Genomic DNA, 21380 nt, shown 5'->3' on the forward strand with positions numbered 1-21380 from the left:
GTGGTCGACCGCACCTGCACGGCCCTCCGTGTACCTGGCGGAGCGCGAGCCCCGTGCTCACGCTGCTCGACGGCCCCTCCGGGCGGCCTCGACCGTCGCGGGTGAGATGACAGCGCGGCAGAGGTCCTCGGCGGGCGGCACGGAGTGGTGGAGAGGCCGCCGTGCTGCTCCCGGGTCGGGCATCTCACCCGTCGTGGGTGAGGCCGGTCAGGTAGCCGGGGCGTTCGTCCCGCCATCGCGGACGACAGATCTCCCCGGTCACCGGCGCGGCCGCCAGGATCAGGGCCGCTCGGCGACGGGCAGGAGCACGGCGGCGTCGCTGACCGCCTCGAGGCTGTGCCGCTCCGAAGGGATGACCAGCAGATCCCCGCGGCTCCCCTCCCCTTGGTGGAGGTAGCGCAGGACGGCAGCGAGCCGGGCTACCGCACACGCTGCGTCAGACCGTCATCGCCCTCACCGCCGGCAGCGTGCTCGCCGAGCACGAGAACCCCGGCGAAGCGACGCTGGTCGTGCTCGACGGCTGCGTGCGGCTCGTGTCTCCGACGTGCACCTGCGTGCAGAGGACGCGAGTTCGGGCTGCCCGTTGCCGCGGCTGATCAGTGGAACGTGCTCTAGCCACCGGCAACGCACTCCCGGGGACGCGACGGCTTCGCACTCCGCGCCGAGCGCCCGGACGTGACCGGTGGGACGGATGAGAGCTGTGCGGCGCGGCGGCACCACCAGCGCTCCGGCCGTGCGCACGATGGGGCATGCCCGCCCGACCGGACGCCGTCGCCGCGCTGCCGGCCGCACCGGGGGTGTACCGCTTCCGGGACGCCGGCGGCCGCGTGCTGTACGTCGGGCGGGCCGGAGAGCTGCGCCGCCGGGTCAGCTCCTACTGGGGCGATCTGCGGGACCGACGCCACCTGCGGCGGATGATGCCCCGGGTCGCCCGGATCGAGGCGCTGGTCTGCGACTCCGCGCACGAGGCCGCCTGGGCCGAACGCAACCTGCTCGAGCGGTCGCTGCCACCGTGGAACCGGATCGTCGGCGGCCTGGAGGTACCCGTCAGCATCCGACTGGACCCCTCGCCGGAGGCGCCGCGCCTCGGCCTCGCCTCCGTACACCAGCCCGCACCGGGTGTCCGCTACTTCGGCCCCTACCTCGGGGCCCGCAAGGTGCGACAGGCAGTGTCCGGACTGGAACGGCTGTACCCGATCGGCCACGCGGGCCCGACCCGCACCGCCGGCGAGCGCGAGCTGGCGCGGCTGCGCGGCGGGCAGGACACCCCCGTCGCGCAGCTGGCGAGCGCCGTGGCGTCCGTGCTGGACCGCGAAGCCACGGCGGTCGCCGACGCACTGGCGGCGCTGACCTCTCGGCGCGACGCCGCGGCCGGGGCCCATGCCTACGAGGCCGCGGCCCGGCTGCAGGAGGAGATCGAGGCGGTCGAGTGGGTGGTCGCGCCGCAGCGGGTCACCGCGCCCGACGAGGAAGGCGACGAGGACGTCACCGCCTGGGGGGACGACGTCCTGGTCCGGCTGCGGATCCGGAACGGCCGACTCCGTGCCTGGGAGCAGGAGACCTGCACCCGGTCGGTGCCCGGCAGCCGGGCGCCCGACGGATGGGTGCCCTTCCTGAGGCGCAACGCGGAACTGGCCGCCCGGCTCGCGGCGCTGCCCGTCAGCTGAGCTGCTCCCCGGCGAGGAGGTGGCCCCGGTGGCGTTCGGGCGCCGTCGACCGACGGGGCACGAGGAGGTCTGACGACGCCCTGACCTCGCCGGACATCCGGCGAGGCCCTGGGACGCCGCCGTAGCCTGACCAGCATGCGTGCTGTTCAGATCACCCGCTTCGGCGGCCCCGAGGTCCTCGACATCGTCGACATCCCCGACCCGCAGCCCGGCGAGGGCCAGCAGCTCTTCGACGTCTCCGCCGCAGGAGTCAACTTCGCGGACACCCACCAGACCGAGGACAGCTACCTCGCCAAGCAGCAGCTGCCGCTGATCCCGGGCGCCGAGTTCGTCGGCACCCCGGCCGGTGGCGGCCAGCGCGTGGTGGGGCTGCTGCCCGGCGGTGGCTACGCGGAGAAGGTCGCCGCGCACCCGCGGCTGACCTGGCCGGTGCCCGACGGGGTGACCGACGAGCAGGCGCTGGCCGTCGTCCTGCAGGGCGCCACCGCCTGGCACCTGCTGCGTACCTCCGCCCATCTGGCCGAGGGCGAGTCCGTCGTGGTCATCGCCGGTGCCGGCGGGGTGGGCACCCTGGCGATCCAGCTGGCCAAGCGCTGGGGCGCCGGCCGGGTCATCGCCACCGCCTCCAGCCCGGAGAAGCGCGAACTCGCCGAGTCCCTCGGTGCCGACGCCACGGTCGACCCGGCGCTGGCCAACGACGACCCGAAGACCTTCGCCTCCGCACTCCGCGAGGCCAACGGCGGCAAGCGCGTCGACATCGTCCTGGAGATGACCGGCGGCAACGTGTTCGACGGGTCGCTGTCGGCGCTGGCCCCCTTCGGCCGGCTGGTCGCCTACGGCATGGCCGGGCGTGAGGCCCCCGCCACGGTCGCCGTGCCCGCGCTGATGGGCACCAGCCGGGCCGTCATCGGGTTCTGGCTGGCGCACTGCATGACCCGGCCGGAGATGATGGACGCCGCGATGAGCGACCTGCTGTCGATGGTCGCCGACGGCACCCTGAAGCCGGTCGCCGGTGGCCGCTACCCGCTGACCGCCGTCCGCGAGGCGCACCAGGACCTGCTCGCCCGCCGCACCACCGGCAAGCTCGTCCTCGACCCCACCCGCTGAGCGACGGCCCCTCCCCAAGCCATTCGGGGAGGGGCCTACAGCAGCCGGTTGGTCCAGAGCAGGGACGCGACGACGCCGAGGAAGGCGAACAGCAGGCCGCCGCGGACGAACCACGGGCTGATGTCCTGCGGCTCGGTGGTGTAGCCGATCTGGCTGCCCAGGTCCTCGAACACCTCCGACAGCTCCTCGGCGCTGGCCGCCTCGCTGTAGCTGCCGTCGGTCTCCTCGGCGATCTGCTCCAGGGTGGCCCGGTCGACAGGCACCGGCACCCGCTCGCCGTTGATGTCCAGCGTGCCGTAGTCGGTGCCGAACGCGATCGTGGAGACCGGCACCGAGGCGGCGTTGGCCGCGTCGATCGCCTGCGTCGCCTCCCGGCCCACGGTGCTGTACCCGTCGGACAGCAGCACGATCCGGGCCGGCGGCGCCTCCATGCCCTCCGAGGCCAGCGTCGCCTGGTAGTTGGTGATGGCGGTGAGCGAGGTGAAGATCGCGTCCCCGATCGCGGTCGCCTCGGCCAGTTCCAGGTTGTCGATCGCGGTGAGCACCTCGCCCCGGTCCGTGGTCGGCGTGACGAGGGTGGCCGCCGTCCCGGCGAAGGCGACCAGCCCCAGGTTGATCCGCTCGGGGAGCACCTCGACGAACTCCTCGGCCGCGACCTGCATCGCCTGGAAGCGGTCGGGCTCGACGTCGGTCGCCCGCATCGACAGCGAGACGTCGACGGCCATGATCACCGTGGCACGTTCCCGCGGCACCCGGACCTCGGTGCTCGGCTGCGCCAGCGAGGTGACCAGCACCCCGAGCCCCAGGGCGACGAGCCCGAACGCGACGTGCCGGCGCCAGCCCGCCCGCTTCGGCACCAGCGAACCGAGCAGCGCCACGTTCGTGAAGCGGGCCGCGTACTTGGCCCGGCGGCGCTGCAGCACCACGTAGAGCCCGACGAGGGCCACCACCGCCAGCAGCGCGGCCAGCCACCACGGGGACTGGAAGGTCATCGGGAGGCCCCTCCGCTGCCGGCGCGCCGGCGGTCGGCGACGTAGCGGACGACGTCGGCCAGCCAGTCGCGGTCGGTCTGCAGTCTCAGGTGCCCGGCACCGGACCGGCGAAGGGCGGCGGCGATCTCACGTCGCTGCGCCGCGGCGCCCTCGGCGAAGCGGCGGCGGACCTCGGCGTTGCCGGTGGGCACCTCGAGCGTCTGGCCGGTCTCCGGGTCGACGACGGTCAGCAGCCCCACGTCGACCAGCTCCAGTTCGCGCGGATCGACCACCTCGATGGCCAGGAGGTCGTGCCGCGCCGACAGGCCCCGCAGCGGGCGCTCCCAGTCGGCGGTGCCCTGCGCGTCGGATCCGAGGAAGTCCGAGATCACCACGACCAGCCCGCGGCGCCGCGGCGGGCGGCGCAGCGACTCCAGCGCGGCGGCCAGGTCACCGCGCCGGCCGGCGGCGGCCCGCGGGGTGGCGACGACGGCGCGCAGCAGCCGGTCGGCGGCCAGCCGACCGGGGCTGGCGGGGTACCGGTCGACACGCTCGCCAGTGGTGACGACGGCGCCCAGCCGGTTGCCGCCGTGCACGGTCAGGTGGCTCACCGCCGCGAGCCCGGCGATCGCCAGGTCCCGCTTCTCGCAGTCAGCGGTGCCGAAGTCCAGGCTGGCGGACAGGTCGAGCACGACCCAGGTCTCCAGCTCTCGGTCGGCGATCGTCTCCCGGACGTGCGGCACCTGGGTGCGCGCGGTCACCGGCCAGTCCATCCGGCGGACGTCGTCCCCGGGGTGGTAGGTCCGCGAGTCCCCGGCCTCACTGCCCGAGCCGGGCACGAGTCCCAGGTGGTCGCCCTGCAGCAGCCCGTCCAGCCGATGGCGGACGGTGAGCTCCAGGCGGCGCAGCAACACCGCCGAGTTGCTGCCGGGGCCGAAGTGCGGCGGCGCGCCGTTCCCGGCCGCCCGGCCGGTGTCGTCCGGGCCGGTCACACCGACTGCGGCCCGAAGCCGCCGTCGGGACGACCGCCGCCCTGCGGGGCACCGTTCGGGCTGCCCTGCGGCGGGCCGAACGACGGGCCGCCGAAGCCGGGCACGGACGGACCACCGGGGGAACCGGGCCCGTAGCCGGCGGCGCGCTGCCGCGGGGTGACCTGCGGCAGCGGCACGCTCTGCACCACCCGCTTGACGATGTGGTCGGCCGGCACGCCGTCGGCCAGCGCGTCGTAGGAGAGCACCAGGCGGTGCCGCAGCACGTCACCGGTCACGTCGAGCACGTCCTGGGGCAGCACGTAGTCGCGGCCGCGGATCAGCGCGAGCGCCCGGCTGGAGGCGATCAGGCCCAGCGAGGCGCGCGGGCTGGCGCCGTAGGAGACCCAGCTGGCGACGTCCGGCATCCCGTGCTCCTGCGGCGCCCGGGTCGCCACCACCAGCCGGACGACGTAGTCGACCAGCGCATGGTGCACGAACACCTCCGAGGCGGTGCGCTGCAGCCGGCGCACGTCCTCGGGCCCCAGCACCGGCTGCGCCTCCGGCGGGGTCGAGCCCATCCGGTAGATGATCTCGCGCTCCTCCTCCGGGCTCGGGTAGTCGACGAGCACCTTGAGCAGGAAGCGGTCGCGCTGGGCCTCCGGGAGCGGGTAGACGCCCTCGTTCTCGATCGGGTTCTGGGTGGCGAGCACCAGGAAGGGATCGGGCAGCGGGTGGGTGACGCCGCCGATGGACACCTGCCGCTCGGCCATGACCTCCAGCAGCGCCGACTGCACCTTGGCCGGCGCACGGTTGATCTCGTCGGCGAGCAGGAAGTTGGCGAACACCGGCCCGAGCTCGGTGGCGAAGGTGTCCTGGCCGGACTTGTAGATCCGGGTGCCGATGATGTCGGCCGGCACCAGGTCCGGGGTGAACTGCAGCCGGGAGAACTTCCCGCCGACGACGGTCGCGAGGGTCTCCACGGCGAGGGTCTTCGCGACGCCGGGGACGCCCTCGAGCAGCACGTGCCCCCGGGCCAGCAGCCCCACGAGCATCCGCTCGACCAGCCGGTCCTGCCCGACGATGACCCGCTTGATCTCGAACAGCGCACGCTCCAGGCGAGCGGCGTCGACCGAGGGCGGGGTGGGCTGTTCGGGGGCGGGCGAGCTGCCTGCGGCGGTCACGCGTCGAGTGTCCTACACCTGCCTGTGCGGGCGACCCCGGCTGCGTCGTCCGAGGGACGACGACACCCCGTTCGGGCGTCGCCGTCCCCTGCCCGGAGACCGGCTGGACTGCTAGCCTGACGCTCGCGTCGGGCAGCTCCCCCCGTGGCTGCCCGACGCCTGAACGCGTGTGCCGGGGCCGACCTCAGGCGGTGGGGCGCACCGCACCGAAGTAGTCGCTGCCGAACCACATGGTGCTGATCCGCACCACGTCCCCGCTCTGCGGAGCCTGGATGACCTTGTTGCCGCCCAGGTACAGGGCCACGTGGTAGATCGAGTTGTAGTTGCTGCCGCTCCCCCAGAACACCAGGTCGCCGGCCTGCAGGTCGTCGCGGCCCACCGTCCGGTCGCTGAAGCGGGCCCACTGCGCCCGGCTGGTGCCACCGATGGCGATGCCGGCCTGGGCGTAGGCGTACTGGGTCAGGCCGGAGCAGTCGAAGCCCCAGATGCCCGTGTCCGGCGGGATGCCGTAGCTGGGCCCGTTGCTGCCGCCACCACCCCAGGAGTAGGGCAGCCCCTGCTGGGTCTTGGCCGCCGCGATGGCGGTCTGCACGGCCGACCCGGACGGGGCACCGGCGTTGTTCTGCACCGGGGCCGGCGCCGGGGCGGGCCTGGGTGCCACCGGGACCGGCGCGGGTGCGGGAGCGGGCGCGGGTGCCGGAGCCGGCGCGGGCGCCGGTGCCGGTGCCGGAGCGGGCGCCGAGCTGCCGCCCCCCGAGGACGACGACGGAGCCGACGACGGAGCGGACGGGGACGGCGAGGGGGCCGGGGCCGCGGCCCGCTGGGCGGCCGCGCGTTCCTCGGCCGCCTGCCGCGCCCCCTCCAGGCCGAACAGCGTCTGCTGCGCCTGCACGAGCTCCTGCTCCAGCTCGACCTGCTGGGTGGCCAGGGCGGCGGCCTGGTCGCGGGCGGCGACCTCCTGCTCCTGCGCGGCGGCCAGCAGCTCGGCGGCCTCGGTCTTCAGCGTCTCGGCCGCGCCGACCGCCTGCTGGGCGGCCTGCTCGGCGACGGTCGCCTGCTCCTGCAGCACGGTGAGCTCGGTGACGACGCCGACCCGGTGCTCCCCCACGGCGCCGAGCAGCGCAGCGCGCTCGATGAGCTCTGCCGGTCCACCGGCGGTCATCAGCGCCCGCGCACCGGGGTTCGTGCTGCCCTGCTTGTAGCTGTCCCGGGCGAAGGCGGCGACCTCGCCCTTGCCCACCGCGACGTCGGCGGCGGCCTGGCCGGCAGCGGCCTGCGCCGCATCGGCTGCGGCGCGCGCCTCGTCGTAGGCGCCCTGGCGCTCCTCGTAGTCCTGCAGCGCGATCTGCGACCCGATGCGTGCCTCGTCGACCGCGGCCTGCGCGCCGGCGAGCTGACCGGTGATCGCCCCGACCCGGGCGGCGGCCTCTTCGCGGTCCCGCTGCGCGGCGGAGATCTCGCTGTCGCTCGGTGCCGCCGCGGCCGTCCCGGGGACGACCACCAGACACGCGGCGACGACGGTGCCGGCGGCGAGCGCACGCTGCACCCAGCGGGCACCTGCTCGTCGTCCTGTGCTGACCTGCGTATCGACCTGTGCGTGCACGAACCCGACTCCTCCGTTGCCCGGCGCCAGGGTGTTCGGCGACGCCGGTCTCGACCAGTCCCGGCACACCCCTCGGGGTGTGCTCTCGCGGGGTCATCGACCGGATCGGGTGAACGGCTGAGCGCCGTCGGAGGGACCTCCCCCGTCGGGGTGAGGTCGATCAGCACGCACGGTGAGCACCGACGCGCCGGCGACGGGCCGCACGCCGCCCATGATCAGGTGACCTGGTCGTGCGGGTACCTACCGCGCGGTCTGCCACCGGGGAGGTGCCCCGACGACCAGGTCACCTGATCCCGGGGCGGAGCGCGTCGGACGCCGGCGGTCCTAGTTGACCTGGCGCTCGGAGTCGGCCCAGAAGGACTCGCGCAGCTTGAACTTCTGGATCTTGCCGGTGGCGGTGCGCGGGATGCCGTCGCGGAACTCCACCCGCTTGGGGGCCTTGTAGCCGGCCAGCGTCGTCCGGCAGTGCGCGATGATGTCCGCCTCGGAGGCGGTGGCGCCCTCAGCCAGGACGACGAGCGCGGTGACCATCTCCCCCCACCGCTCGTCGGGCACGCCGATCACCGCGACCTCGGCGACGGCGGGATGGCTGAAGACGGCGTCCTCCACCTCGATGGAGGAGACGTTCTCCCCACCGGAGATGATCACGTCCTTCTTCCGGTCGGAGATGGTGAGGAAGCCGGCGTCGTCGACGGTGCCGCCGTCCCCGGTGTGGAACCAGCCGCCGTCCAGGGCGTCGGCGGAGGCGTCCGGGTTCTCCCAGTAGCCGGCCAGCACGGTGTTGCCCTGCGCCAGCACCTCACCGGACTCGCTCGTGCTGATCCGGGTGCCCAGCGCCGGCACCCCCGCCCGGGAGAGCGCCCTCGCCCGGGTCTGCACGTCCATCTCGTCGTACTCGGCCCGGGGCCGGTTGATGGTCAGCAGCGGCGCGGTCTCGGTGAGCCCGTAGATCTGGTTGAACTCCCAGCCCAGCTCCTCCTCCACCCGGGCGATCGTGCGCGAGGGCGGCGGCGCCCCGGCGACGATGATCCGCACCCGGTCCCGCCCGGGCACCTCGCCGTCCCAGTCGGCGGCCGCGTCGAGCACGGCGTTCCAGACGGCGGGCGCCCCGGCCATCAGCGTGACGCCGTGCCGCTCGACCCGGCGGAGGATCTCGGCACCGTCGACCTTGCGCAGCGCGACCTGCGTGGCCCCCACCCCGGCCGCCGTGTAGGGCAGCCCCCAGCCGTTGCAGTGGAACATCGGCAGCGTGTGCAGGTAGACGTCGCGGTCGCTGACCTGCATGTGCAGGCCGAACGTGGTGGCGTTGACCCAGAGGTTGCGGTGGGTCATCTGCACGCCCTTGGGCCGCGCCGTCGTCCCGCTGGTGTAGTTGATCGTGGCGGTGGCGTCCTCGTCCGGCGCGGACCACGGCCGCGGCTCCGCGTCGTGCCGGAGCAGCCCGGACTCGTACTCCTCGCCCAGCAGGAAGCGGTGCGGGACGTCGATGCCGGACAGCTGCGACTCCACCTCCGGGTCGGCCAGCAGCACGCGGGCGCCGCAGTGCTCGACGATGTAGGCGAAGTCCGCGGGCGCCAGCCGGAAGTTGACCGGCACGAGGACCCGGCCGAACGAGGGGACGGCGTAGAGCAGCTCCAGCAGCCGGGCCGAGTTGTGGCTGACCACCGCCACCCGCTCCCCCTCGGCGATGCCCAGCGCGTCCAGCCCGGCGGCGACCGCCCTTGCCCGTCGGGCCACGTCGCGGTAGGTCAGCTCCCCCAGCGAGGGAGCCGGCTGGGTCGGCTCGTCGACGACGCCGAGCCGGTCGCCGTAGACCAGCTCCGCCCGGTCGAGGAAGTCACGGGTGGTCAAGGGCACGCGCATGCCGGGCTCCCCGGGGCCGAGGCCGGCTGCGGTGCCGGCCGCTGTCCGAACGTGGTCGCCGTCACGCTAACGGCCACGGCGCGCGACCACGAGCCGCTCAGTCCGCGGCGGCCAGCAACCGGGGCAGCGCCTCGCCGATCGGCTCCCGCACGACCAGGTCGGCGAGCCCGTCGTAGGGGGTCGGCTCGGCGTTGACGATGAGCACCCGGGCACCGGAGGCGGCGGCCACCTCCACCAGCCCGGCCGCCGGGTGCACGCCCAGGGAGGTGCCGACGGCCAGGAAGACGTCGCAGTCGGCGGCGGCCTGCGCGGCGGCGTCGAGCACGTCGGCGTCCAGCGCCTGGCCGAAGCTGATCGTCGCCGACTTGAGGACGCCGCCGCAGTCGGCGCAGGCGGGGTCGGGCTCGCCGGCGTCCACCCGGGCCAGCGCCGCCGTCATCGGCGTGCGCGCACCGCAGGCCAGGCACTCGACCTCGCGGACGGTGCCGTGGAGTTCCAGCACTCCGCTGCTGCCCGCGTCGGTGTGCAGCCCGTCGACGTTCTGGGTGAGCAGCGCCCGCAGCCGGCCCTGCCGCTCCAGCTCGACCAGCGCGGCGTGGCCGGCGTTGGGTCGCGCGTCGGGGGCGGTGTCCCGGCGCATCAGCCAGGCCCGGCGGCGGATCTCCGGGTCGGCCACGTAGTACGAGAGGGTCACCAGCTTCTCCGCGTCCGGGTCGCGGGTCCAGACGCCGTTGGGGCCGCGGTAGTCGGGGATGCCGCTGTCGGTGGAGATGCCGGCCCCGGTGAGCACGCAGATCCGGCGCGCCTCGGTGAGCCAGGCGGGAGGGGTCACCTCCCCAGGCTAGGCAGCCACCGCCTCCGGCAGCGGCGCGCCGAGCTCCGACCGCGGTGACGCGGCGGCCTCGGGCGGCAGCGCCGGGCGCCGGACCGCGCGGGACGCCGCCGCGACCAGCCGCGGCACGAGCAGCCACACCGCCCCGGCGTAGACCGCCCCGAGCAGCGTGTCGACCACGTAGTGCTCGCCGGACCACACCAGCACGACCGGCATCGCCACCGCGTAGCCGACCAGCGCCACCCGTTGCCAGACCCGCTGCGCGACCGGCAGCAGCACCAGCACGGTCAGGACGGCGAAGGCGGTGTGCAGCGAGGGCACCGCCGCCACCTGGTTCACCTGCCCCTGCCCGGCCGACAGCACGGCACCGGCCTTCTGCAGCCCCAGCACGGCCCAGCCGGAGTTGCTCAGCCGGTCCACGTGCTCGATGACGCCGTCTTTGGCGGCCAGCCACGGCGGGGCCGCCGGGTACAGCACGTAGGTGACCAGCCCGGCCGCCGACAGCCCCACCACCAGCCGGGCGTACGCCGTCCAGCGGCTCCGGTCGCGCAGCCAGAGGATGCCGAGGACCACCGGCGTCACCACGAAGTGGCTGCTGTAGACCAGCGACGCGAACACCGCCCACGCCTCGCCGCCCCAGTGCTCCTGCAGCCAGACGGTGGGCAGCACGCCACCGGCGAGCCAGCGGTCGGCGGCTGCGAGCTCACCGACGGCGACCGGCACGCCCAGTCCGTCGGCGAACCCGCGGCTGAGGTCGTAGAGCAGCAGGACCCCGGCCAGCGGCAGCCAGTCGGCGAGCAGCCGCAGGAGCACCGGCCACCCCCGGCCCAGGGACTGCACCGCCAGCACCGCCAGCACCCAGCCCAGCAGCACCAGGCGGTCGGTCGGCAGGCCGGTGACGAGGCAGGTGGCGAGGAAGGTGGCCAGCAGCCCACCGGTCCCCAGCAGGCGAGCGCCGCGGTACCGGTCGGCCGGGACCGGCAGCTCGACTGCGGACGTCGTCGTCCCAGTGGTGTCCGCGGGGGTCATGGCGCGGCACGCTAGGTGACCCAGCGCACGCGTGGGGGCCGCCGGTGCACGGCGCACCGCGGGTGCGGGTCCCTCGGGGCTGCGGTGACGGGCCGGACACGTGAGGTCGCCGCCGCACCCCGCGCCGACCGCCGTCCGTCATGAGACTGCTCACCGAGGGTGAGGAAAGGGTGGCCTTGCTCCACAGACCCGGCCGGGGGCTGGGATGATCGGGGGTGGCACATCGAGGCGCAGGACGCGCGCAGGACCAGCGAGGGTGAGGCGCAAGCAGTGGCAGCCAGCAAGAACAGCTTCGGAGCCCGTACGACGCTCGACGTCGACGGCACCGAGTACGACATCTTCCGGCTCGACGCGGTGGAGGGCGCCGACAAGCTGCCCTTCAGCTTGAAGGTCCTGCTGGAGAACCTCCTCCGCACCGAGGACGGCGCGGACATCACCGCCGACCACATCCGCGCTCTGGCGAACTGGGACCCGTCCGCGGAGCCGGACCAGGAGATCCAGTTCACCCCGGCCCGCGTGGTGATGCAGGACTTCACCGGCGTCCCCTGCATCGTCGACCTGGCCACCATGCGCGAGGCGATGGCCGACCTCGGCGGCGACCCGCAGAAGATCAACCCGCTGGCCCCGGCCGAGCTGGTCATCGACCACTCGGTCATCGCCGACGTCTTCGGCACGCCGGAGTCCTTCGAGCGCAACGTCGAGATCGAGTACCAGCGCAACGGCGAGCGCTACCAGTTCCTGCGCTGGGGCCAGGGCGCCTTCGACGACTTCAAGGTCGTCCCCCCGGGCACCGGCATCGTGCACCAGGTCAACATCGAGCACCTGGCCCGCGTGGTCTTCCCGCGGCAGGAGGGCGACCGCACCCTGGCCTACCCCGACACCTGCGTGGGCACCGACAGCCACACCACCATGGTCAACGGCCTGGGCGTGCTGGGCTGGGGCGTCGGCGGCATCGAGGCCGAGGCCGCGATGCTCGGCCAGCCCGTGTCGATGCTCATCCCCCGGGTCGTCGGCTTCAAGCTGTCCGGCCAGCTGCCCGACGGCGCGACCGCCACCGACCTGGTCCTCACGATCACCGAGATGCTGCGCGAGCACGGCGTGGTCGGGAAGTTCGTCGAGTTCTACGGCGCCGGCGTCTCCGCGGTCCCGCTGGCCAACCGCGCCACCATCGGCAACATGAGCCCGGAGTTCGGCTCCACCGCGGCGATGTTCCCGATCGACGAGGAGACCATCACCTACCTGGAGCTGACCGGCCGCAGCGCCGAGCAGGTCAAGCTGGTCGAGACCTACGCCAAGGAGCAGGGCCTCTGGCACGACGCGTCCCGCGAGCCGGTCTTCTCCGAGTACCTCGAGCTGGACCTGGCCAGCGTCGTCCCCTCCATCGCCGGCCCGAAGCGCCCGCAGGACCGGGTCGCGATCACCGACGCCAAGGAGGCCTGGCGCGAGGCGCTGCCGGCCTACGTCTCCGACGGCGAGGTCGGCGGAGAGGACCGGAAGCCCGGCGTCCCGTCCAACGAGCAGCCGTACGGCGTCGAGTCCGCCGCCGACGAGGCGTCCGCGGAGTCCTTCCCGGCCTCGGACCCGGTGAGCCCGTTCGGGCACGGCAACGGCGAGGCCGGCAAGCCGCACCCGTTCGTGGCCGACCACGTCCTCCCCGACCGGCCGAACAAGCCGACCAAGGTCGTGATGGAGGACGGCACCGAGACCTACGTCGACCACGGGCACGTGGTGATCGCCGCCATCACCTCCTGCACCAACACGTCCAACCCCCAGGTGATGATCGGCGCCGCACTGCTGGCGAAGAACGCCGTCGAGCGGGGCCTCACCAGCAAGCCCTGGGTGAAGACGACGCTGGCGCCGGGGTCCAAGGTGGTCATGGACTACTACGAGAAGGCCGAGCTCACCCCCTACCTGGAGAAGCTCGGCTTCTACCTGGTCGGCTACGGCTGCACCACCTGCATCGGCAACTCCGGCCCGCTCCCCGAGCCCGTCTCGGCCGCCGTCAACGAGGCCGACCTCGCCGTCGTCTCGGTCCTGTCGGGCAACCGGAACTTCGAGGGCCGGATCAACCCCGACGTCAAGATGAACTACCTGGCCAGCCCCCCGCTGGTCATCGCCTACGCGCTGGCCGGGTCGATGGACGTCGACCTGAACAACGACTCGCTGGGCAAGGACACCGACGGCAACGACGTGTACCTGCGCGACATCTGGCCCTCGCCGCAGGAGGTCCAGCGGGTCATCGACCACGCCGTCTCCGCGGAGCAGTTCGGCCGCAGCTACGAGGACGTGTTCGCCGGCACCGAGCAGTGGCAGGCGCTGCCCACGCCGGAGGGCGACACCTTCGAGTGGGATGCGGAGAGCACCTACGTCCGCAAGCCCCCGTACTTCGACGGGATGCCGGCCGAGCCGGACCCCGTCGAGGACATCTCCGGGGCGCGCACCCTGGCGGTGCTGGGTGACTCGGTGACCACCGACCACATCTCGCCGGCCGGCTCCATCAAGGCCGACAGCCCCGCCGGGAAGTACCTGCAGGAGCACGGCATCGAGCGTCGCGACTTCAACTCCTACGGCTCCCGGCGCGGGAACCACGAGGTGATGATCCGCGGCACCTTCGCCAACATCCGGCTGCGCAACCTGCTGGTGCCCGGCACCGAGGGTGGCGTCACCAAGAACCACCTGACCGGCGAGACCACGTCGATCTACGACGCCTCGCGGGCCTACGCCGGGGCCGGCGTGCCGCTGGTGGTGCTGGCCGGCAAGGAGTACGGCTCCGGGTCCTCCCGTGACTGGGCGGCCAAGGGGACGGCGCTGCTCGGCGTCAAGGCGGTCATCGCGCAGAGCTACGAGCGCATCCACCGGTCGAACCTGATCGGCATGGGCGTGCTGCCGCTGCAGTTCCCCGAGGGCGAGTCGGCCGAGTCGCTCGGCCTGACCGGGGACGAGGAGTTCACCATCACCGGGGTCACCGCGCTGAACGACGGCACGATCCCCCGCACGGTGAAGGTCAAGGCGGGCGACGTGGAGTTCGACGCCCGCGTCCGGATCGACACCCCCGGCGAGGCGAACTACTACCGCAACGGCGGGATCATGCAGTACGTGCTGCGCTCGCTCCGCGGCACCGTCTCCGCCTGATGGACCTGGGCCTGGGCGGCCGCGGGCTCCTGCTCACCGGCGCGAGCCGGGGGCTGGGGTTCGCGACCGCCCGGGCCCTCGTCGACGACGGGGCCCGGGTGCTGATCAGCTCCCGGTCCCCTGAGTCGGTCGACGCCGCCGTCGCCTCGCTCGGCGGGGCACCGGCGGCGTCCGGGCTGGCCGCCGACCTGGCCGACCCCGCGGCCGCCGAGGAGCTGGTGGGCGCGGCGGTCGACCGGCTGGGCCGGGTCGACGGCGCACTGATCTCCGTCGGCGGGCCGACACCGGGCAGTGTGCTCGAGGTCCCGGAGGACGCCTGGCGGGCCGGGGTCGAGAGCGTGCTGCTCGGGCCGCTCCGGCTGATCCGGGCGCTCCTGCCGCACCTGTCCCCCGACGCCGCGATCGGGCTGGTGCTCTCCACCTCGGTGCGCCAGCCGATCGGGCACCTGGCCATCTCCAACGGCCTGCGGCCCGGGCTGGCGATGACCACCAAGGCGCTCGCCGACGAGCTCGGGCCCCGCGGCATCCGGGTCTTCGGGCTGCTGCCCGGCACGATCGCCACCGACCGGGTCACCGAGATCGAGGCGGCCTCCGGCGACCCGTCGGCCGCGCGCGCCCGCACCGAGGCGTCCATCCCGCTCCGCCGGGTCGGCCGCCCGGAGGAGTTCGGCGCGGTCGCCGCCTTCGCCCTCTCCCCCGCCGCCTCCTACGTCACCGGCACCATGCTCGCCGTCGACGGCGGCGTCACCCGCGCTCTGTGACGCTCTCCCACTGGTCGCTGACGGCGGGCTCGATGCCCAGGAGGCAGCCATGAACGACCACTCGCAGCCCGTGCTGGTCGCCTGCGCCCACGGCACCCGGAACCCCACGGGCCGGCGGTTGATCGGTCAGCTCGCGCTCGCCGCCCGCGCGCTGCGGCCCGGGCTCACCACCACCGCCGCCTTCGTCGACGTGCAGCCGCCCACCGTCGTCGACGTCGTCCGCGGGCTGGGCGAGTCGGCCACCCCGGCCGTCGTCGTCCCGCTGCTGCTGTCCGGCGGCTACCACGTGCACGTCGACATCGCCGGTGCCGTCGCCGACCACCCGTCCGCAGTGGCGGCCCGGCCGCTGGGCCCCGACGCCCGGCTGGTGGGCGTGCTCACCGACCGGCTGGTCGCTGCGGGCGCCGACCGCGCCGACCCGGCCACCGCGATCGTCCTGGCCGCCGCCGGGTCCAGCGACCCGCGGTCGGTGAAGGACGTCGAGGACACCGCGGCGCTGCTCCAGCGCGACTGGGCCGGCCCCGTCACCACCGGCTACGGATCGGCCGCCCAGCCCCCCGTGCCCGACGCGGTCGCTGCCGCGCGCGCGGCCGGCGCCCAGCGGGTCGTCGTCGCCGCCTACCTGCTCGCGCCCGGGCACTTCCACGACAAGCTCCAGGGCGCCGGCGCGGATTGCGTCACTGCGCCATTGCTGCCCGACGAGCGGATCGCCGCCGTCCTGCTCGACCGCTACGACGCGGCCCTCACCCCGGCCTGATCCGGCGTCACTGCAGGGCGAGCACCAGGCAGACGACGGCCAGCGCCAGCGCGACCGGCGTCATCACCAGGCGCTCCGGGACGCTGCGCGAGACGGCGTTCATCAACACCCCGACGGCGAAGTACGCGGTGAGCACCCAGATGGCCACGTCGGCCACGCCGCGCGGGAGGACGTCCAGCGCACCGGCCACCTGCAGGATGAGCGCGGCGAAGAGCCCGTAGAGCACGAGCGACACCGCGCTGCCGATCCGCAGCGCCGTCGGCAGGACGACGTGCTGCCCGCCCCACGCGAACCGGCCCAGTGGCGCACCGGCGATCAGCGACACCTGGAAGACGGCCAGGCAGCCCAGCAACACGACACCCACGACCGCGGCGACCATGATCACCCGGCGCACGCTACCGACCCGGGACGATCCCCCACGACGCTGTCCACCCCCGCACGGCCACAATCGCGATCTTGGCCCCTCAGGGGCCGGTGGCGACCGGGCGGTCGAGGTCGGCGGACCACTGCGACCACGAACCGGGCCACAGGGCCGCCTCGATGCCGGCCTCGGCGAGCGCAGCCACCTCGTGTGCGGCGGTGACGCCGGAGCCGCAGTAGACGCCCACCGTCGTCCCCGGTCGGACGCCCAGCGCGGCGAACCGCTCGGTCAGTGCAGCCGCTGTAGCGAAGCGACCGCCGGTGACCAGGTTCTCCGTGGTCGGTGCGCTGACCGCACCGGGCACGTGGCCGGCCCGCGGGTCGACCGGTTCGACCTCGCCGCGGTAGCGCTCACCGGCCCGGGCGTCCAGCAGCACCCCGCCCGTCGCGGGCAGCGCAGCCGCCTCGTCCGCGGTGAGCACGGGCATCCCGCCGCCGGTCAGCACCACGTCGCCGGGGTCGGGGACGACGTCACCAGCCTCCAGCTCGCCACCGGCCGCGGTCCAGGCCGCCAGCCCGCCGTCGAGGATCCTGACGTCGGTGAGGCCGCCCCAGCGGAGCAGCCACCAGGCCCGGGCCGCCGCCAGGCCGCCCGTCGCGTCGTGGACGACGACCCGCGAGCCAGTGGAGATCCCCCACCTGCGGGCCGCTGATTGCAGTGTCTGTACCGAGGGCAGCGGGTGCCGCCCCGCCTCGGGTGACGCGTCGGCGGCGAGCTCGGTGGGCAGGTCGACGTAGACGGCGCCCGGCAGGTGGCCGGCCAGGTACTGGTCCCGGCCGTCCGACCTCCCGAGCGCCCAGCGGACGTCGAGCAGGACGACGTCCCCGGTGCGGTCGAGCAGCTCCTCGGCCGCGATCAACACGGTCACCGTGCTGCCTCGTGCCGCGCCGCCTCCAGTTCTTCGGTCAGCGCGTTCAGGGCGCCGGCCCGGCCGCCGTAGCGGGCCGGGGTGCTCTGCAGCAGGGCGACCTTCCAGCGCCCCCCGTCCTCGACGGCGGTGAGCGCGTGGACGGTGTGCCGGGACGGGTCGACGGCGTCGCCCCCGGGCGGCACCATCCCGGCCACCGCGTGCAGCACGACCACGCCGTCGGTCAGCCTGCGCACCGAGCGCACCACGCCGACGAAGGTGGGTGTGGCGTGCTCGGTGAACATCCGGCGCATGTCGGCGGCGATGCTGAGCCGGCCGCTGCGCAGGGTGCCGTCGAGGTCGATGAGCTCGCCGTCGTCGGCGAAGACCGAGGACACCGTCACGCCGCTGCGCTGGTTCCACCCCGCCAGGTACCGCGCGTACAGCGCCCGGATCTGGGTGTCCTGCGGATGACCTGCGCTCACGGGGGTGCTCCTGCGGGTGGTACGACTGGGTCAGGAGTGACGTTAGTGCGCCGACCCGGGCGCCCGCCGACCCCGCCCCCGGGGTCGGCGGGGATCTAGTGGTTCACCCGCGTCGGGTAGCCGGAGGTCCACCCCAGCAACACCGGCGACGAGGGCAGTTGACGGCCATCCCGGTGATCGTGGCGACGCCCAGCCAGACCAGCCTGGGCACCGTCAGCGCGTGCCGGCCACCCGGCGGCCGCAGCGGGTCGACCAGGAGCAGGCCGGGCACGTTCGAGCCGTCGGACGACGATCGAGGAGCCCGGGCGCCGCTCCGCTGGTCCCCTGCCTACCCACCCGAGGACGGGTGCGCGGCCTGGCGTCAGTACGCCCCGATGGACTCTGCGATGAAGAAGTCGTCCTTCTGGCAGACGTGCCAGACCCGAACGTCCTTGCCGCCGCCGGCTGCTGATTTCTCGTGGAACCGGACTATCTCGCCCAGCGTCACCCCGTGGCCGCAGACCAGCACCGGGCCGTCGACGCCGTCGATGGTGAACTCCGTGTCCCCGAGGAACTGGTCCAGCGACGCGGCGCTCCCGGCGAGGAGCCCCGTCACCAGGTAGGGCTTGCCGGAAGCGATCGAGTGCGACTGCTGAGCAGTCATGGGAGACCTCAGTTCGTGGAAGTGCGACGACATCCGCCGTTGCACTGAGAGTCCCATACGCGACCGGAGATACGGCGCTCATCGCGTTCGAGAAGACCGTTTCACGCCAGCAGGGCGCCGCCCGGCTACACGGCAGCGGGTTGAGTGTCCAGTGCGCCCCCTGCGGCGAACTGGGTGCGGTAGAGGTCCGCGTAGTGGCCGCCGGCGACGAGCAGCTCGTCGTGCGTGCCGCGTTCGACGATCCGGCCGTCGTCGACCACCAGGATCTGGTGGGCGCCGCGGATGGTGGAGAGCCGGTGCGCGATCACCAGTGAGGTGCGCCCGGCCAGCGCCGCGTCCAGCGCGTGCTGCACCGCCACCTCGGACTCGCTGTCCAGGTGCGCGGTCGCCTCGTCCAGGATCACGATGCCGGGCGCCTTCAGCAGCACCCGGGCGATCGCCAGCCGCTGCTTCTCCCCACCGGACATCCGGTGACCACGGTCGCCGACCACGGTGTCCAGCCCGTCGGGCAGGGAGTGCACCAGCGCGGCGATCCGTGCCCCGGTGAGCGCCGACCACAGCTCGTCCTCGGTGGCATCGGGCTTGGCGTACCGGAGGTTCGCCCCGATGGTGTCGTGGAACAGGTGGGCGTCCTGGCTGACCACGCCGATCGCGTCACGCAGCGAGGCGGCGGTGGCCTGCCGGACGTCGACCCCGCCGACCCGCACCGCCCCCTCGGTCACGTCGTAGAGGCGGGACACCAGGGCGGCGATCGTCGACTTCCCAGCGCCCGAGGTGCCGACCAGGGCGACCAGTTGGCCCGGCTCCGCGCGGAAGGAGACGTCGTGCAGCACCTCGGCCGGCAGCCCGTGCTCGGGGACGGCGACGTCCTCCAGCGACGCCAGCGACACCTCGGCGGCGGACGGGTAGCGGAAGGAGACCGACTCGAACTCCAGCGACCGGTCCTCGGCGGGGATCGGCACCGCGTCCGGGGCCTCGGCGATCATCGGCGCCAGGTCGAGCACCTCGAACACCCGGTCGAAGCTCACCAGCGCGCTCATCACGTCGACCCGCACGTTGGCCAGCGCCGTCAGCGGACCGTAGAGCCGGGCCAGCAGCAGGGCCAGGGCGACGACGTCACCGGCCGACAGCGACCCGGTGAACGCCAGCCAGCCACCGAGCCCGTAGACCAGGGCGGTGGCCAGCGCGGCGACCAGGGTGAGCGCGGTGAAGAAGGTGCGGCCGTACATCGCCGAGAGCACGCCGATGTCGCGCACCCGCGACGCCCGGCCGCGGAAGGAGTCCGCCTCGACCTCGGGCCGGCCGAAGAGCTTGACCAGCAGCGCCCCGGCGACGTTGAACCGCTCGGTCATCGTGGCGTTCATCGACGCGTTGAGCCCGTAGGACTCCCGGGTGATCGTCTGCAGCTTCTTGCCGATCCGCTGGGCCGGCACCACGAACAGCGGCACCATCACGATCGACAGCAGGGTGATCCGCCAGGAGAGGCTCAACATGACCCCGGCGGTCAGCACCAGGGCGATCACGTTGGAGACGACGCCGGACAGCGTGGAGGTGAAGGCCCGCTGCGCGCCGATGACGTCGTTGTTCAGCCGGCTGACCAGGGCACCGGTCTGGGTGCGGGTGAAGAAGGCGACCGGCATCCGCTGGACGTGCTCGAACACCCGGGTGCGCAGGTCGTAGATGACGCCCTCGCCGATCCGGGCGGAGTACCAGCGCTGCACGAGCGAGCTGGCAGCGTCGAGCACGGCCAGCCCGGCGATGAACAGCGCGATCCGGACGATGTCGCCGGCCGTGCCGGTCAGGTTGGCGATCCGGTTGACGATGTCGCCGGCCAGCAACGGGGTGACGACCCCGATCACCGCGGAGAACACGACCAGCGCCAGGAAGCCGATGAGCTCGCGCCGGTAGGGACCGGCGATTCCCAGGATCCGGCGCACCGTCCCCTTGGGGACGCCGCGCGAGGTCACCGAGCGGTCGGTGCTGAACGACCGCATCGCCGCCATGGACGTCATCGGTGAGTCCACGACACGCCCCCTGTTGCTGGATCCGGTTGATCACCGAGCCGAACAGCCGGGGCGGCCGTCCTGTTCCGTCCGGTCAGTCCCGCCCGGCCAGTCTCCGCAGCCGCCGCACCTGGGCCGCCCGCTCGGCGGCGTCCTGCTCGTCGGGGCCGTTGCGGACGGCCGAGCGCACCAGCGCCAGCGTCTCCCGGGCGGCGTCGGTGTCCGGCCCCAGCAGCGCGGCGACCAGGTCGGCCACCGCCCCGTCGAGCTCGGCGGTCGGGACGGCGAGGTTCGCCAGCCCGGTGGTCACGGCCTCGGCCGCGCCCACCGCCCGGCCGGTCAGGCAGATCTCCACGGCGCGGCTGTAGCCGACCAGCTCGACCAGCGTGCTGGTGCCGGTGAGGTCGGGCACCAGCCCGAGGCCGGCCTCGGGCAGCCGCAGTTGTGCGTCCTCGGTGAAGACCCGGAGGTCGCAGGCGAGCGCCAGCTGGGCGCCCGCACCGATGGCGTGCCCCTGCACCGCCGCCACCGAGACGACGCCGGGCGAGCGCAGCCAGCGGAACGCCGCCTGGTAGCCCCGGATGCGCTCCTGGGCCGCCTCGGTCGGGAGAGAGCCCAGCTCGGCCAGCCCGCCGGGCACGCCGGGGTCGGCGCTGAAGAGCGTGCGGTCCAGGCCGGCGGAGAACGCCCGGCCCACGCCACGGACGACGACCACGCGCACACCGTCGTCCAGTGACTCCCCGACCGCGCGCAGCGCCGCCCAGGTGGCCGGGGTCTGCGCGTTGAGCTGGTCGGCCCGGTCGAGGGTCACGGTGAGGACGGCGCCCTCGCGCGCCGTCCTCACCCAGCCGTCGGCCCGCTCACTCACGCAGACTTCTTGGCGTTCCGGTTCGCCCCACCCCGACCGCGGAGGGTGGCACCCGACTCCGACAGCAGACGGTGCACGAAGCCGTAGGAACGGTTGGTCGAGGTCGCCAGCGAGCGGATGCTCTCGCCGCTGTCGTACCGCTCACGGAGCTCGCCGGCCAGCGACGTCCGGTCGTCCCCGGTGATCCTCTTGCCCTTGCTCAGGTCCGCAGTGCTCGAGTCGGCCATGACTCCCCTCCG

19 protein-coding genes are annotated in these 21380 nt (G+C 73.9%); 5 read left to right on the plus strand and 14 right to left on the minus strand.

Annotation, left to right across the window (positions count from 1 at the left end; all coding sequences use genetic code 11):
• The first annotated feature begins 749 nt into the window (after window positions 1-749).
• Window positions 750-1667 (plus strand): nucleotide excision repair endonuclease, encoded by a 918-nt coding sequence (locus IN07_RS18835; RefSeq protein WP_036338618.1) that lies wholly within the window; start codon window positions 750-752, stop codon window positions 1665-1667.
• A gap of 135 nt (window positions 1668-1802) precedes the next feature.
• Window positions 1803-2774, plus strand: a complete 972-nt coding sequence (locus IN07_RS18840; RefSeq protein WP_036338621.1) for a quinone oxidoreductase family protein — start codon at window positions 1803-1805, stop codon at window positions 2772-2774.
• A gap of 35 nt (window positions 2775-2809) precedes the next feature.
• Here the strand turns inward: IN07_RS18840 and IN07_RS18845 are convergent, their stop codons facing one another.
• The 7 genes from IN07_RS18845 to IN07_RS18875 form a co-directional block, all read right to left on the minus strand.
• Window positions 2810-3766 (minus strand): VWA domain-containing protein, encoded by a 957-nt coding sequence (locus IN07_RS18845; protein WP_036338624.1) that lies wholly within the window; start codon window positions 3764-3766, stop codon window positions 2810-2812.
• Window positions 3763-4737: a DUF58 domain-containing protein gene (locus IN07_RS18850; protein ID WP_036338627.1), complete on the minus strand. Its 975-nt coding sequence runs from the start codon at window positions 4735-4737 to the stop codon at window positions 3763-3765. Before IN07_RS18850 ends, IN07_RS18845 begins: the two co-directional genes overlap by 4 nt.
• The gene (locus IN07_RS18855) at window positions 4734-5897 is read right to left on the minus strand and encodes an AAA family ATPase (RefSeq protein WP_081975547.1); all 1164 of its coding nucleotides are present in this window, start codon (window positions 5895-5897) and stop codon (window positions 4734-4736) included. The genes IN07_RS18850 and IN07_RS18855 overlap by 4 nt, the downstream gene beginning before the upstream one ends.
• 184 nt (window positions 5898-6081) lie before the next feature.
• A complete protein-coding gene (locus tag IN07_RS18860) occupies window positions 6082-7443 on the minus strand; it encodes a C40 family peptidase (RefSeq protein ID WP_052091489.1) in 1362 nt (453 codons plus the stop codon).
• 381 nt (window positions 7444-7824) lie between these two features.
• The gene (locus tag IN07_RS18865) at window positions 7825-9363 is read right to left on the minus strand and encodes an AMP-binding protein (RefSeq protein WP_036338630.1); all 1539 of its coding nucleotides are present in this window, start codon (window positions 9361-9363) and stop codon (window positions 7825-7827) included.
• 97 nt (window positions 9364-9460) lie between these two features.
• Entirely contained in the window at window positions 9461-10195 is a 735-nt protein-coding gene (locus IN07_RS18870) for an SIR2 family NAD-dependent protein deacylase (RefSeq protein WP_036338632.1), read from the minus strand.
• A 9-nt stretch (window positions 10196-10204) separates the two neighbouring features.
• Window positions 10205-11224 carry a phosphatase PAP2 family protein gene (locus IN07_RS18875; RefSeq protein ID WP_081975548.1) on the minus strand — a complete coding sequence of 340 codons (1020 nt, stop codon included), beginning with the start codon at window positions 11222-11224 and terminating at the stop codon, window positions 10205-10207.
• Between the two features lie 270 nt (window positions 11225-11494).
• Between IN07_RS18875 and IN07_RS18880 the strand changes: the two genes are divergently transcribed.
• The 3 genes from IN07_RS18880 to IN07_RS18890 are packed head-to-tail and all read left to right on the plus strand — an operon-like array spanning window position 11495 to window position 15874.
• Entirely contained in the window at window positions 11495-14356 is a 2862-nt protein-coding gene (locus tag IN07_RS18880) for an aconitate hydratase (protein ID WP_036338634.1), read from the plus strand.
• Complete coding sequence (locus tag IN07_RS18885; protein WP_036338637.1) at window positions 14356-15117, plus strand: SDR family oxidoreductase; 762 nt, start codon at window positions 14356-14358, stop codon at window positions 15115-15117. Before IN07_RS18880 ends, IN07_RS18885 begins: the two co-directional genes overlap by 1 nt.
• 49 nt (window positions 15118-15166) lie before the next feature.
• Window positions 15167-15874 carry a sirohydrochlorin chelatase gene (locus tag IN07_RS18890; protein ID WP_036338640.1) on the plus strand — a complete coding sequence of 236 codons (708 nt, stop codon included), beginning with the start codon at window positions 15167-15169 and terminating at the stop codon, window positions 15872-15874.
• A 7-nt stretch (window positions 15875-15881) separates the two neighbouring features.
• Here the strand turns inward: IN07_RS18890 and IN07_RS18895 are convergent, their stop codons facing one another.
• From IN07_RS18895 to IN07_RS18925, 7 genes are all read right to left on the minus strand, one after another.
• On the minus strand, window positions 15882-16253 hold the full coding sequence (locus IN07_RS18895) for a hypothetical protein (protein WP_036339008.1): 372 nt from the start codon (window positions 16251-16253) through the stop codon (window positions 15882-15884).
• An 85-nt stretch (window positions 16254-16338) separates the two neighbouring features.
• Complete coding sequence (locus tag IN07_RS18900) at window positions 16339-17163, minus strand: sulfurtransferase (protein ID WP_052091490.1); 825 nt, start codon at window positions 17161-17163, stop codon at window positions 16339-16341.
• Entirely contained in the window at window positions 17160-17627 is a 468-nt protein-coding gene (locus IN07_RS18905; protein WP_036338644.1) for an SgcJ/EcaC family oxidoreductase, read from the minus strand. The genes IN07_RS18900 and IN07_RS18905 overlap by 4 nt, the downstream gene beginning before the upstream one ends.
• A gap of 361 nt (window positions 17628-17988) precedes the next feature.
• Window positions 17989-18270 carry a hypothetical protein gene (locus tag IN07_RS18910; protein ID WP_156119280.1) on the minus strand — a complete coding sequence of 94 codons (282 nt, stop codon included), beginning with the start codon at window positions 18268-18270 and terminating at the stop codon, window positions 17989-17991.
• A gap of 125 nt (window positions 18271-18395) precedes the next feature.
• Window positions 18396-20282, minus strand: coding sequence for an ABC transporter ATP-binding protein (locus IN07_RS18915; protein ID WP_052091491.1), 1887 nt, complete (start codon window positions 20280-20282; stop codon window positions 18396-18398).
• An 85-nt stretch (window positions 20283-20367) separates the two neighbouring features.
• Window positions 20368-21141 carry an enoyl-CoA hydratase/isomerase family protein gene (locus tag IN07_RS18920; RefSeq protein ID WP_036338650.1) on the minus strand — a complete coding sequence of 258 codons (774 nt, stop codon included), beginning with the start codon at window positions 21139-21141 and terminating at the stop codon, window positions 20368-20370.
• A complete protein-coding gene (locus tag IN07_RS18925; protein WP_036338653.1) occupies window positions 21138-21368 on the minus strand; it encodes a helix-turn-helix domain-containing protein in 231 nt (76 codons plus the stop codon). The genes IN07_RS18920 and IN07_RS18925 overlap by 4 nt, the downstream gene beginning before the upstream one ends.
• Window positions 21369-21380 lie beyond the last annotated feature (12 nt).

This window comes from Modestobacter caceresii, assembly GCF_000761485.1.
Lineage (GTDB): Bacteria > Actinomycetota > Actinomycetes > Mycobacteriales > Geodermatophilaceae > Modestobacter > Modestobacter caceresii.

What these genes read in the sequence shown, in the direction of transcription:
- IN07_RS18835 (WP_036338618.1), top strand. Translation starts at nt 750, where the DNA reads ATGCCCGCCCGACCGGACGCCGTCGCCGCGCTGCCGGCCGCACCGGGG.
- IN07_RS18840 (WP_036338621.1), top strand. Translation starts at nt 1,803, where the DNA reads ATGCGTGCTGTTCAGATCACCCGCTTCGGCGGCCCCGAGGTCCTCGAC.
- IN07_RS18845 (WP_036338624.1), bottom strand. Translation starts at nt 3,766, where the DNA reads ATGACCTTCCAGTCCCCGTGGTGGCTGGCCGCGCTGCTGGCGGTGGTG.
- IN07_RS18865 (WP_036338630.1), bottom strand. Translation starts at nt 9,363, where the DNA reads ATGCGCGTGCCCTTGACCACCCGTGACTTCCTCGACCGGGCGGAGCTG.
- IN07_RS18875 (WP_081975548.1), bottom strand. Translation starts at nt 11,224, where the DNA reads ATGACCCCCGCGGACACCACTGGGACGACGACGTCCGCAGTCGAGCTG.
- IN07_RS18885 (WP_036338637.1), top strand. Translation starts at nt 14,356, where the DNA reads ATGGACCTGGGCCTGGGCGGCCGCGGGCTCCTGCTCACCGGCGCGAGC.
- IN07_RS18890 (WP_036338640.1), top strand. Translation starts at nt 15,167, where the DNA reads ATGAACGACCACTCGCAGCCCGTGCTGGTCGCCTGCGCCCACGGCACC.
- IN07_RS18895 (WP_036339008.1), bottom strand. Translation starts at nt 16,253, where the DNA reads ATGGTCGCCGCGGTCGTGGGTGTCGTGTTGCTGGGCTGCCTGGCCGTC.
- IN07_RS18910 (WP_156119280.1), bottom strand. Translation starts at nt 18,270, where the DNA reads ATGACTGCTCAGCAGTCGCACTCGATCGCTTCCGGCAAGCCCTACCTG.
- IN07_RS18915 (WP_052091491.1), bottom strand. Translation starts at nt 20,282, where the DNA reads ATGACGTCCATGGCGGCGATGCGGTCGTTCAGCACCGACCGCTCGGTG.
- IN07_RS18925 (WP_036338653.1), bottom strand. Translation starts at nt 21,368, where the DNA reads ATGGCCGACTCGAGCACTGCGGACCTGAGCAAGGGCAAGAGGATCACC.